13 protein-coding genes and 4 tRNA genes are annotated in these 11,596 nt (G+C 67.4%); 10 read left to right on the top strand and 7 right to left on the bottom strand.

All coding sequences use genetic code 11. The features are described 5' to 3' along the window. The first annotated feature begins 25 nt into the window (after positions 1 to 25). The 6 genes from uvrC (at position 26) to DID99_RS16615 (ending at position 3,400) form a co-directional block, all read left to right on the top strand. Entirely contained in the window at positions 26 to 2,062 is a 2,037-nt protein-coding gene (gene uvrC / locus DID99_RS16640) for an excinuclease ABC subunit UvrC (RefSeq protein ID WP_124571071.1), read from the top strand. A 99-nt stretch (positions 2,063 to 2,161) separates the two neighbouring features. Continuing rightward, entirely contained in the window at positions 2,162 to 2,749 is a 588-nt protein-coding gene (gene pgsA, locus DID99_RS16635) for a CDP-diacylglycerol--glycerol-3-phosphate 3-phosphatidyltransferase (protein ID WP_006757520.1), read from the top strand. A 144-nt stretch (positions 2,750 to 2,893) separates the two neighbouring features. Then, a tRNA-Gly gene (locus DID99_RS16630) sits at positions 2,894 to 2,969 on the top strand. Positions 2,970 to 3,022: 53 nt separating this feature from the next. Continuing rightward, a tRNA-Gly gene (locus DID99_RS16625) sits at positions 3,023 to 3,098 on the top strand. Between the two features lie 51 nt (positions 3,099 to 3,149). Beyond that, positions 3,150 to 3,225, top strand: a tRNA-Gly gene (locus DID99_RS16620). Positions 3,226 to 3,326: 101 nt separating this feature from the next. Then, positions 3,327 to 3,400: transfer RNA gene (locus tag DID99_RS16615), tRNA-Cys, on the top strand. Positions 3,401 to 3,732: 332 nt separating this feature from the next. Here the strand turns inward: DID99_RS16615 and DID99_RS16605 are convergent. Both DID99_RS16605 and DID99_RS16600 read right to left on the bottom strand, forming a co-directional pair. Further along, on the bottom strand, positions 3,733 to 4,281 hold the full coding sequence (locus tag DID99_RS16605) for a GNAT family N-acetyltransferase (protein ID WP_044844756.1): 549 nt from the start codon (positions 4,279 to 4,281) through the stop codon (positions 3,733 to 3,735). Further along, entirely contained in the window at positions 4,278 to 4,937 is a 660-nt protein-coding gene (locus DID99_RS16600) for a helix-turn-helix domain-containing protein (protein WP_124667179.1), read from the bottom strand. Before DID99_RS16600 ends, DID99_RS16605 begins: the two co-directional genes overlap by 4 nt. 140 nt (positions 4,938 to 5,077) lie before the next feature. Here DID99_RS16600 and DID99_RS16595 point away from each other — a divergent pair, with 140 nt between their 5' ends. Together DID99_RS16595 and map are read left to right on the top strand one after the other, a co-directional pair. Further along, positions 5,078 to 5,317 carry a ParD-like family protein gene (locus tag DID99_RS16595; RefSeq protein WP_044844754.1) on the top strand — a complete coding sequence of 80 codons (240 nt, stop codon included), beginning with the start codon at positions 5,078 to 5,080 and terminating at the stop codon, positions 5,315 to 5,317. Further along, positions 5,317 to 6,123: a type I methionyl aminopeptidase gene (gene map / locus DID99_RS16590; protein WP_044844753.1), complete on the top strand. Its 807-nt coding sequence runs from the start codon at positions 5,317 to 5,319 to the stop codon at positions 6,121 to 6,123. Before DID99_RS16595 ends, map begins: the two co-directional genes overlap by 1 nt. Before the next feature lie 127 nt (positions 6,124 to 6,250). Here map and DID99_RS16585 read toward each other — a convergent pair whose 3' ends face one another. Together DID99_RS16585 and DID99_RS16580 are read right to left on the bottom strand one after the other, a co-directional pair. Beyond that, positions 6,251 to 6,763: a GAF domain-containing protein gene (locus DID99_RS16585; RefSeq protein ID WP_124487423.1), complete on the bottom strand. Its 513-nt coding sequence runs from the start codon at positions 6,761 to 6,763 to the stop codon at positions 6,251 to 6,253. 165 nt (positions 6,764 to 6,928) lie between these two features. Then, entirely contained in the window at positions 6,929 to 7,846 is a 918-nt protein-coding gene (locus DID99_RS16580; protein WP_044844751.1) for a LysR family transcriptional regulator, read from the bottom strand. A 110-nt stretch (positions 7,847 to 7,956) separates the two neighbouring features. Between DID99_RS16580 and DID99_RS16575 the strand changes: the two genes are divergently transcribed. After that, complete coding sequence (locus tag DID99_RS16575; protein ID WP_124667178.1) at positions 7,957 to 8,823, top strand: pirin family protein; 867 nt, start codon at positions 7,957 to 7,959, stop codon at positions 8,821 to 8,823. A gap of 128 nt (positions 8,824 to 8,951) precedes the next feature. Continuing rightward, complete coding sequence (locus tag DID99_RS16570) at positions 8,952 to 9,443, top strand: GNAT family N-acetyltransferase (RefSeq protein WP_124487421.1); 492 nt, start codon at positions 8,952 to 8,954, stop codon at positions 9,441 to 9,443. 14 nt (positions 9,444 to 9,457) lie between these two features. On the opposite strand, the gene DID99_RS16565 is transcribed toward DID99_RS16570, so the two are convergent. The 3 genes from DID99_RS16565 to DID99_RS16555 are packed head-to-tail and all read right to left on the bottom strand — an operon-like array spanning position 9,458 to position 11,453. Then, positions 9,458 to 10,330: a cytochrome c oxidase assembly protein gene (locus DID99_RS16565; RefSeq protein ID WP_124521357.1), complete on the bottom strand. Its 873-nt coding sequence runs from the start codon at positions 10,328 to 10,330 to the stop codon at positions 9,458 to 9,460. A 10-nt stretch (positions 10,331 to 10,340) separates the two neighbouring features. Next, positions 10,341 to 10,781 carry a copper chaperone PCu(A)C gene (locus DID99_RS16560; protein ID WP_124667177.1) on the bottom strand — a complete coding sequence of 147 codons (441 nt, stop codon included), beginning with the start codon at positions 10,779 to 10,781 and terminating at the stop codon, positions 10,341 to 10,343. Positions 10,782 to 10,805: 24 nt separating this feature from the next. Continuing rightward, a complete protein-coding gene (locus DID99_RS16555) occupies positions 10,806 to 11,453 on the bottom strand; it encodes an SCO family protein (RefSeq protein WP_124571067.1) in 648 nt (215 codons plus the stop codon). Positions 11,454 to 11,596: the final 143 nt, after the last annotated feature.

The raw sequence follows: 11,596 nt of genomic DNA, 5'->3' as shown, positions 1-11,596 counted from the left end.
GCGCCACAAGGCACCCGAATCGCGCATGACATCCCCAGAAGCCGCCGACACCCCGTTCGAACCGAAGAAGATCCTCGTGCAACTGCCGCACATGCCGGGCGTCTACCGCTACTACGATGCGGCGGGCGCCGTGCTTTACGTCGGCAAGGCGCGCGACCTGAAGAAGCGCGTCTCGAGCTATTTCACGAAGACGCAGCTGTCGCCGCGCATCGCGATGATGGTCACGCGCATCGCGCGCATCGAGACGACCGTCACGCGCTCGGAGGCGGAGGCGCTGCTGCTCGAGAACAACCTGATCAAGGCGCTCGCGCCGCGCTACAACATCCTGTTTCGCGACGACAAGTCGTATCCGTACCTGAAGCTCACCGCGCACCGCTTTCCGCGCATGGCGTACTACCGCGGCTCGGTCGACAAGCAGAACCAGTATTTCGGGCCGTTCCCGAGCGCGTGGGCCGTGCGCGAGAGCATCCAGATCCTGCAGCGCGTATTCCAGTTGCGCACCTGCGAGGATTCGGTCTTCAACAATCGCACGCGGCCGTGCCTGCTGCATCAGATCGGGCGCTGCACGGCGCCGTGCGTCGGCGCGATTTCCGAGGACGACTACGCGATCGACGTGTCGAACGCCGCGCGCTTCCTGCTCGGCCGGCAATCGGAAGTGATGAAGGAACTCGAGCAGAAGATGCACGCGTTCGCGGCCGAGCTGAAGTTCGAGCAGGCAGCCGCCGTGCGCAACCAGATGAGCTCGCTCGCGACGGTGCTGCACCAGCAGGCGATCGAGGTCGGCAGCGACAGCGACGTCGACGTCCTCGCGGTGGTCGCGCAGGGCGGACGCGTGTGCGTGAACCTGGCGATGGTGCGCGGCGGCCGGCATCTCGGCGACAAGGCCTATTTCCCGGCGCACGTCGAAAGTGCGCTGACGCTGGCCGAAGGCGGGCTCGGCGACGAGGCCGAGGGCGAGGCAGCGGAGGCTGCCGACGACACCGCTGCGGCGTTGCCCGAGCGGCCCGCGGAAGACGCTGCCGCCGCGCGTGACGCGGGCGCGTCGGTGGAGGCCGAGGTGCTCGATGCGTTCATCGCGCAGCACTATCTCGGCAATCGCGTGCCGCCCGTGCTGGTCGTGAGCCATGCGCCCGCGAGCCGCGACCTGCTCGAGCTGCTGTCCGAGCAGGCCGGTCACAAGGTCTCGCTGGTGCGGCAGCCGCAGGGGCAGCGGCGCGCGTGGCTGTCGATGGCCGAGCAGAACGCGCAGATCGCGCTCGCGCGGCTGCTGTCCGAGCAGGGTTCGCAGCAGGCGCGCACGCGCGCGCTCGCGGAAACGCTCGGCTTCGAAAGCGACGATCTCGCGACGCTGCGGATCGAATGTTTCGACATCAGCCATACGATGGGCGAGGCGACGCAGGCGTCGTGCGTCGTCTATCACCATCACAAGATGCAGTCGGGCGAGTACCGTCGCTACAACATCACCGGCATCACGCCGGGCGACGATTACGCGGCCATGCGGCAGGTGCTGACGCGCCGCTACGAGAAGATGGTCGAGCAGGCCGCGCAGGCGGCGGCCGCCGACGATGCGGCCGGCATCGACGGCGAATCGACGCGCCAGGCCGAGGCATCGAGCCTGCTGCCGAACATCGTGCTGATCGACGGCGGCAAGGGGCAGGTCGAGATCGCGCGCCAGGTGTTCACCGAGCTCGGGCTCGATACGTCGATGCTGGTCGGCGTCGCGAAGGGCGAGGGGCGCAAGGTCGGCCTCGAGACGCTCGTGTTCGCGGACGGCCGCACGCCGCTCGAACTCGGCAAGGAGAGCGCCGCGCTGATGCTCGTCGCGCAGATCCGCGACGAGGCGCACCGCTTCGCGATCACCGGGATGCGCGCGAAACGGGCGAAGGCGCGCCAGACCTCGCGGCTCGAGGAGCTCGAAGGGGTCGGTGCGAAACGCCGGCAGCGGCTGCTTGCGCGGTTCGGCGGGCTGCGCGGTGTCGTCGCGGCGAGCGTCGAGGAGCTGGCGAGCGTCGACGGCATCTCGCACGCGCTCGCCGAGCAGATCTACAAGCAGCTTCACTGATCCGGCCGTGCGACCGGCCGCGCCTGAGCGCGATCTCGCGTTCTTGTGGCAGGCCGGTCGACACGGCACAATTGCGAATCCTTTACTGACCCGCATGCCATGCCGTTCAATTTCCCGATTTTCCTGACGTGGGTACGGATCGTGCTGATCCCGCTCGTCGTCGGCGTGTTCTATCTGCCGGACACGGTGATGGGCGGCGCGCACCGCAACCTCGCGGCGGCGGCGATCTTCATCCTCGCCGCGCTGACCGACTGGTTCGACGGGTTTCTCGCCCGCAAGTGGAACCAGACGTCGTCGTTCGGCGCGTTCCTCGATCCGGTCGCGGACAAGCTGATGGTGACGGCCGCGCTGCTGATCCTCGTGCAGATTTCGCGGGTCGACGCGGCGATCGCGCTCGTGATCGTCGGCCGCGAGATCGCGATTTCGGCGCTGCGCGAATGGATGGCACAGATCGGTGCGTCGAAGAGCGTCGCGGTGAACCAGCTCGGCAAGTTCAAGACCGCGTGCCAGATGGTCGCGATTCCGATGCTGCTGTACTACGGCCCGCTGCCGCTCGGCATCGCGACGATCGACACGCGCGTGTGGGGCGAGTGGCTGATGTACCTCGCCGCGGTGCTGACGATCTGGTCGATGCTGTACTACATGAAGCTCGCATGGCCGCAGATTCGCGAGCGCGGCGGTGCGTGACCGGCCCCTGCACGGTCGGTTCGCAGTTTTTTGGAAAAAGGGCTGGAAAAGCCCTTGACACACGAATGTGCCTTCGACATAATCTCGCTTCTCCGCTGCACGACGAAGTAAGTGTGTGACGGGGAAGCAGTAGCGCAGCAATACGCGGGAGTAGCTCAGTTGGTAGAGCGCAACCTTGCCAAGGTTGAGGTCGCGAGTTCGAGACTCGTCTCCCGCTCCAGATTTTTTCTGGCAGCGTGTTGTACGGCAAAGCGCTGCAGATGCAGGACACATGCGGGAGTAGCTCAGTTGGTAGAGCGCAACCTTGCCAAGGTTGAGGTCGCGAGTTCGAGACTCGTCTCCCGCTCCAGATTTTTCTGGCAGCGTGTTGTAAGGCAAAGCGCTGCAGGTGCAGGACAATGCGGGAGTAGCTCAGTTGGTAGAGCGCAACCTTGCCAAGGTTGAGGTCGCGAGTTCGAGACTCGTCTCCCGCTCCAAGTCATGGGGAAGCCACGCTTCCCTTTTTATTTGATGGACCGACGGTCCTCGAATAAGAAATCTGTCGCTTGCCTCAACGGCATCCGGACAGTCCGCTTTTGGCGCGATAGCAAAGCGGTTATGCAGCGGCCTGCAAAGCCGTTTAGGCCGGTTCGACTCCGGCTCGCGCCTCCAGCAAGAAAAGAAAAGCCCCGCTTCGGCGGGGCTTTTCTTTTTTCTGCGCTCGATCCGCGCGGCTACTCCGCCGGATACGTCAGCGTCACCCGCTCGCACTTCGACGTGCTCTTGCCGCCATAGTCGTAAATCGCGAGCAGATGCCGGCCCTTGCTGTTCAGGATCGGCAGCATGATCGTCCTGCGATTCGGATTGTTGCCGTCGGCCGGTTCGTCTAAAACCTGTTTGCGAATTTCCGATTCGAGATCCGACGGGGTGTCGATGCCGTTTTCCGGACCGCGGCTGCGGCCGCCCGCGTCATCATGCGTGTGCCAAACATTCGGCGATGCCGATCAGCCATCGACCGGCCGAGCCGGCGTGTCGAGCCTCAGCTGATAGAACGCCGCATCGAGCCAGCGGCCGAACTTGAAGCCCGCTTCGGTGATCGTGCCCGAGTGCACGAAGCCGAGGCGCGTGTGCAGCGCGACGCTGCCGCCGTTGGTCGCATCGATGCAGCCGACCAGCACATGCACTTCGGCTTCACGCGCACGCCGGATCAACTCGCGCAGCAGCAGTTCGCCGAGCCCGCGGCCGCGATGGTCGCGGTGGACGTACACGCTGTGTTCGACCGTGTACTTGAACGCGGGGAACGCGCGGAACGTGCCCCAGCTCGCGAAGCCGACCAGCGTGCCCGATTCATCCACCGCGCCGACGACCGGAAAACCGCCGGCGCGCTTCGTCGCGAACCACGTGACCATCGCTTCCGGCGGGCGCGGCCGGTAGTCGTACAGCGCGGTCGAATTCACGATCGCGTCGTTCAGGATGTCGAGGATGGCCGCGGCATGCTCGGCCTCGCTGCAATCGATCAGGCGCACGTCTTCGCGCGGTTTCGGGGAATTCATGCGGGCTCCTGCGCCTGTCGGCCTTGAACGGATGAAACACTCCGCGCGCCGGCGGCGGCGGGGACATCGCAGATCGCGACGACATAGCGCGCGACGCGCGACGACGGGTTGCTGAAAATCAGCGGCTGATCGACGCGCATGGCCAGACAGTCGCCTTCGTGAAGTTCGTGAAGCTGGTCGCCGCACGTGACGTCGACGCGCCCGTGGATGACCCATATTTGTTGATGCAGCGCGCTTTCGCGCCCGCCGGAGTCGTACGCGACGCGCGCGCCGGGCGGGAAATCGACCTCGACGAGCTGGATCGGCGACGGCCAGCCGGGGGGCGACAGGTTGCGCCGCACGTAACCGGACGCCGGATCGCGCCATTCCGCCTGCTGCGCGCGCCGCACCAGCGGTTGCGCGGGCGCGTCGTCGCGATCGCCGCCGAACAGCCCGGCCAGCGACACGCCGAGACCGGCCGCGAGCTTGTCGAGCACGACGGCCGTCGGGCTCGCCGACGCGCGCTCGATGAGCGAGATCATCGAACGGCTGACGCCGGAACGCGCGGCGAGCGCATCGAGCGTGTAGCCTCGTAGCGTGCGCAGCTCGCGCACGCGCCGGGCGATGCGTTCGTTGATGCCGGTGTCGTCGCCAGGGGCGTCGATTGATTCTTTCATGATGGATTTATTTTCCAGCAAGTTGGAATTCGATGTCAACGGGATCCCGGATCGGCGATTCGCCGGCAGCCGGGCGCTTGCCGGGCGACCGGGGTGAGCGTAATATACGAAACGACTACATTTCGTTTAATTAGAGACATATGGGAATCATCAAGATATCCGAGCACATGCACGAACGGCTGCGTTCGACCAGTACCGCGCTTAGCCGTTCGATTAATGCGCAGGCGGAGCACTGGCTGCGCGTCGGGATGCTGGCGGAACTCAATCCGTCTCTGTCCTACGGCGATATCTGCCGGCTGCTGATCGAGACCGAAGCGCGCGGCGGCGATGCCGGCGGCACGGAATCGGTCGTCGCCCACGGCATCGAGCAGGTGGCGTAATGGCGAGGCGCGAAATCCCGATCCGCGGTGCCGCGGAAATCGCCAAGTCGCGCGAGGCCGCGAAGCTCGCGTCCCAGGTGCTGACGATGATCACCGAACACGTGAAACCGGGCGTCACCACCGACGAGCTCGACGTGCGCTGCCGCGAATATATCGTCGACGTGCTCGGCGCGATCCCGGCGAACATCGGCTATCACGGTTATCCGAAAACCCTGTGCACGTCGGTCAATCACGTGGTCTGTCACGGCATTCCGTCGTCGCGGCCGATGCGCGACGGCGACATCGTGAATCTCGACATCGCGGTGATCAAGGACGGCTGGTTCGGCGACACGAGCCGCATGTACTTCGTCGGCGAGCCGGGCGAACTCGCGCGGCGCCTCGTCGCGACGACCTATGAGGCGATGCATGCGGGCATCCGCGCGGTGCGTCCCGGCGCGACGCTCGGCGACGTCGGCTATGCGATCCAGCAGGTCGCGCATCGTGAGGGATTCAGCGTGGTCCGCGAGTACTGCGGGCACGGGATCGGCGACGTGTACCACGACGAGCCGCAGGTGCTGCACTATGGTCGCCCGGGCACCGGCGTGCCGCTGCGGCCGGGGATGATCTTCACGATCGAGCCGATGCTGAATGCGGGCAAGCGCGATACGCGCGTGCTGGCGGACGGCTGGACGGTCGTCACGAAGGATCATTCGCTGTCCGCGCAGTGGGAGCACATGGTCGTCGTGACGGAGCAGGGCTTCGAGATCCTGTCGGACGACGTGAAGCCGCCGGCGTTCGCGGCGCTTTCCGGCACGCACGCGGCCTGACACGCGGCGCGCCGCGCGCCGCGACGCAACGAAAACGGGCCCCGCGTGAATGAGCGGGGCCCGTTTTCGTTGGCGGCCAAGCGGCGCGATCAGCAGGCTGCGGTCTCCGCAGCCGCCGCCGGCAGCGTCACGCGGCTCGACCGCGCGCCTTCTGCCACGCGTGTTCGACGAACACGCGGCACAGCGCTTCCATTCCGTTGCGGTCCTCGTCGTCGAAACGCGCGGCGACGGGGCTGTCGACGTCCCACACACCGATCAGCGTGCCGTCGGCAGCGACCAGCGGCACGACGATTTCCGATTCCGACGCGGCATCGCAGGCGATATGGCCGGGGAATGCATGCACGTCGCGCACGACCTGCGTCTCGCGGGTCTGCGCAGCCGTGCCGCACACGCCCTTGCCGAGCGCGATCCGCACGCACGCGGGCTTGCCCTGGAACGGCCCGACCACGAGTTCCGAACCGTCGAAGAAATAGAAGCCGGCCCAGTTCAGGCGGTCGAGCGAGTGATAGACGAGCGCGGAGAAGTTCGCGGCGTTCGCGGTCAGGTCGCGTTCCGATTCGACGAGCGCGCGTGCCTGCTCGACGAGCGTCGCATAGAGTTCGGCCTTGGAGGCGTGAGGGTCGGTGGACAGCGTGAACATGGCTGAAAGGCGAAAAGAGGTTGTGAACAGCGGGGTTGTGAAAACGGCGTGAAAAGCGCGATGCGCGTCCCGCAGTCTACGGCACGCGCGGCCGGTCTGCAGCGTCCGGTTCGCGACGCACACGCCGAAACGCCGAACGCGGGGCGACCGCCGTGGCGATGCCGCTCAATCGGGCTCGAGTTCGGCGAACCGCTCTGCCAGGAAATCGAGCAGCGCGCGCACCGCGGGCAGCAGCCCGCGCCGCGACGCGAACACCGCATGCACGATCTCGCGGCGCGGCGCCCAGTCCGGCAGCACGGTCGCCAGTTCGCCGCGCGCGACTTCGTCGCGCACCATCATCGTCGGCAGCTGCACGACGCCGACCCCCGCGACGGCGGCCGCGCGCAGCGCGAGCATGCCGCCCGTGACGAGCCGCGGCTGATGGTGGATTTCCGCGTGCGCGCCGTCGGGGCCGCGCAGCCGCCACACGTGCGTGGCCTGCGGCACGCCGTGATCGAGGCTCGGCAGGCGCGTCAGGTCGGCGGGGACGGCCGGCACGCCGCGCTCGCGCAGCAACGCGGGGCTCGCGACGAGGCACTGGCCGCGTTCGGCCAGCACGCGCAGCGCGAGGTCGCTGTCCTCGAGCGGCGGCGGGCGCACGCGGATCGCGACGTCGATCCCTTCGCCGACCACGTCGACGCGCCGGTTGGTCGCTTCCAGGTGAATCTCGACGCGCGGGCACGCGACCATGAACGCGGCGATCATCGTGCCGACCAGCGAATCGAGCAGCACGACCGGGCAGCTGACCCGCACGATGCCGCGCGGCTCCTCGTGCAGCAGCGCGATCGCCTCGTCGGCGGCGTCCGCCTCGACGAGCATCGCGCGACAATGCGCGTAGTAGGTCTGGCCGACGTCGGTGACGGTGAAACGGCGCGTCGAACGCTGGATCAGCCGCATCCCGAGCCGCGCCTCGAGCAGCGCGATGCGGCGGCTCAGCTTCGACTTCGGCATGTTCAGCGCGCGCCCGGCCGGTGCGAAGCCGCCGTGCTCGACCACCTGCACGAAGTAATAGAGATCGTTCAGATCCCGTTCGTTATCGTTCATGAAATAGAACGCTGAGTGCGATTTTGGCAGTCTACCGGATCGATCGTTCCACCTCTATATTCCTACTCAGGTTGAGAAACACGTGTTTCGCCGCAATTCGGAGAGGGCAAATGAAGAAGATCCAGGGTGTGTACAGTGCGCCGCGCGGTCATTGGGTCGGCGACGGTTTCCCGGTGCGTTCGATGTTCAGCTACCAGTCTCACGGGACGCACCTGAGCCCGTTCCTGCTGCTCGACTACGCGGGTCCCGCGAACTTCGAGCCGGCTTCGGCACCGCGCGGGGTGGGCCAGCACCCGCACCGCGGGTTCGAAACGGTGACGATCGTCTATGACGGCGAAGTCGCGCACCGCGACTCGACCGGTGCGGGCGGCGTGATCGGCCCGGGCGACGTGCAGTGGATGACGGCCGCGAGCGGGATCCTGCACGAGGAATTCCACTCGGAAGCGTTCACGAAGCGGGGCGGCCCGCTCGAGATGGTGCAGCTGTGGGTGAACCTGCCCGCCGCCGACAAGATGGGTGCGCCCGGCTATCAGACGATTCTGGACGCGGACATCCCGGTGGTCGAACTGCCGGAGGGCGCAGGTCGCGCGCGGATCATCGCGGGCGAATTCGACGGCCGGCGCGGCCCGGCCCGCACGCACACGCCGATTGACGTGTGGGACGTGCGGCTCGCAGCCGGCGGCCGTGCGCGGTTCCCGATCGCCGAAGGGCGCACGCTCGCGGTGGTCGTGCTGAGCGGTACGCTGCTGGTGAACGGCGAGACGGTCGCCCGTGAAGCGCAGTTCGTGCAGTTGAGCCGCGACGGCCGCGACGTCGAGATCGAAGCGAACGGCGACGCCAAGCTGCTGATCCTGAGCGGCGAGCCGATCGATGAGCCGGTCGTCGGTTACGGCCCGTTCGTGATGAACTCGCAAGAGGAAATCCGGACCGCGATCGAGGATTTCAACAACGGCCGCTTCGGCCAGATGCCGGCATGACGGACAGGCCCCGCGCAATGCGGGGCCTTTTTTTCGCGCGCGGAAGGGCGGCACGCGTGCCGCGTGCGCTTCGAGGCATAATCGACGGTTGCCGCGCGCCGGCCGGCGCGCCCGAATCAGGACCGACCATGAATGCTTCCGCACCCGCCGCATCCCTGCATGCCGACGATCTCGACTGGCACTGGAAATTCTTCGACGCGCTGACGGCGCGCGAAGTCTATTCGATCCTCGACGCGCGCAGCGCCGTGTTCGTCGTCGAGCAGAACTGCGTCTATCGCGACATCGACGGTGCGGACCAGGCTGCGTGGCACCTGGCCGCATACGATCCCGCGGGCCGTCTCGCCGGTTACCTGCGCGTGCTGCTGCCGGATGCGCAGCACCCTGACGTGCGCATCGGCCGCGTGCTGACGACCGCCGCGTTTCGCGGCGCCGGCCTCGGTAACGCGCTGCTCTCTCGCGCGATCGGGCACATCCGCGCGCAGTGGCCGGATGCGCAGGTGAGCCTGCATGCGCAGGCGCACCTGCAGCGCTTCTACGGGGCATTCGGCTTCACGCCGAGTTCGGACGTGCACGACGAGGACGGCATCCCGCACGTGTGGATGACCAGCGCGCGCGGCTGACGCGCGGCGCGCCGTCAGTGGGCGGCGCGCGTCACCGGCGGGCGTGCCGCGTGCAGGGCGGCAGCCCGCTCTTCGATCAAGCGGCCGCGCGCGGACAACCGCAACCAGTGCCGCAGCGCGATCAGCGCGCCGATCACGCTCATCATCGAACCCGGAATCCACAGCAGCAGGCCGCCGATCTGCTGGTCGCGCAGCGGGCTGAGCCACGTGAACGCGCGTCCGCAGATCGAGTAGATCGGATACAGCTCGTGCGGCGTGAAGAAGATCAGCGCGCCGAGCGCGATCTGCGGCGGAATCGCCGCGACGACGATCAGGATCCGGCGGCCCGGCGACAGCCGCGCGGGCGGCGCGGGACGCGGATCGACGACGAGCCACCAGAACAGCAGCCCGTCGATCACCATGCTCCAGTTCATCACGCGATACAGGCGCCAGTCGAGCATCGCGACGAAGTGGATCGGCGACAGCAGCCAGAAATAGATCAGCCCGACGAACAGCACGACCGCGACGACCGGATGGAACACCACGTCGAGCGTCGCGCGCACGGGTGCCCACGCGAGCGCGGGGCGCACGAAGCGCTGCCGCCAGCGAAACGGAATGCCCGCGCGGATCGCGGCGCCCGGGTAGGCCAGTGCGATGAAGAACGGCCCGAGGTGATGCAGCACCAGGTGCTGTGCGCGGTGCAGGAAGAATTCGTGCTCGAAGAAGTAGTCGAGCCGCGTATGCAGCGCGATGTAGAGCGCCGTCAGCCCGAGCCAGAACGAGAACTGCCGCAGCGGCGACACCTTCGCCTTCTTCACGCCGCGCGCGAACAGCACGGCGGCCGTCAGCACCGCGATGACCACGGTCGGCGACGGTTCCCACGGATCGAGCCAGTACAGGACGTTCATCGCGCGCGCATCACTTCGCCTGGGCCGGCGACTTCACGGCGAACGGCGTGTCGACCGTTTCGCCGTCGGAGAACTTCAGGCGCAGGCGCACGGTGTCGCCGGGCTTGATCGCGTGCTTCGGTTCCTCGAGCATGAAGTGATAGCTGCCCGGCGCGATGTCGACCTTGCCGCGCGCGGGGATCGTCAGCTTGTCGACCATTTCCATCTTCTGCGTCGAGCCGTTCGACACGGTCTGGTGCAGCATCGCCATCCCGTAGTCGGGGCTGTCGACGTCGACCAGGTCGACCGGCTTGTCGCCCGTGTTGACGAGCGTCACGTAGCCGCCCGCGGGCAGCCGGTTCGGCAGCCAGCGCACCCATGCATTCTGCGCGGTGATCGCGCCCGCGGCACAGGCTTGCGCAGCGGTGCACAGCGCGGCGAGGAGGGCGAACGTCTTGAGGGTCGTCTTCATGTCGGAGATGTCGGAGTTCGGAATTCAGGAGGTGGTGGAGGCGGTGTCGATGATCCGGCGTACATCGGCGGCGATCGCGTCGGGCGAATCGCGGTCGGTCGCGAGCAGGCGCGCGCGGCCGGTCGCGTCGAAGATGTACACGGCCGAGCTGTGCGTGACTTCGTAGCCGCCGGACGGGTCGCGTTTTTCCATCTGGTACGCGACCCGATAGCGTTTCGCGAGCGATTCGATCTGGCCGTCGGTGCCGGTCAGGCCGCGCGCGTGCGCGGCATCGAACGCGGCGACGTACGACTGCATCGCCTGCGGCGTGTCGCGCGCGGGATCGACCGAGACGAACAGGATGCGCACGCCGTTCGCCTGCGGGCCGAGCTTCGCGAGCACTTCCATCAGCCGCGCCATCGTTTCGGGGCAGACGTCGGGACAGTGCGTGTAGCCGAAGTAGACGAGCGCGATGCGGCCGCGAAACGCGTTCGCGTCGACCGTGCGGCCGTCGCCGCCGGTGAGCGTGAACGACAGGTCGGGCAGGTGGCCCGTGACGTTGGTCAGGCGCCAGCCCGGCTCGTCGTGTGTGCAGGCCGCGAGCGCGACGGCGGCGGTCAGCGCCGCGGCCGCGCGGACGAGGCGGGTCAGGCTGAGGAAGCGCCAGTGCGGCGCGGGACGGGCAGACGACATCCTGGGGCTCGATCGGACGGAACGGTCGTCGGCCGGCGCGGCGCCATGCGTCGCGCGGCCGGCGGTTGCCGACTGTAGCGCAATTCCCGCGCCCGCGTCCTTTCGAAACCCGTACGGCACGGGCGAGCGGGGCAATATGTCGC

Origin of the sequence: Burkholderia sp. Bp8986 (assembly GCF_003854225.1) — a bacterium.
Classification (GTDB): Bacteria; Pseudomonadota; Gammaproteobacteria; order Burkholderiales; family Burkholderiaceae; genus Burkholderia.
The sequence above is the reverse complement of the archived record's forward strand: the minus strand, read 5'-3'. Positions and strand labels throughout refer to the sequence as shown.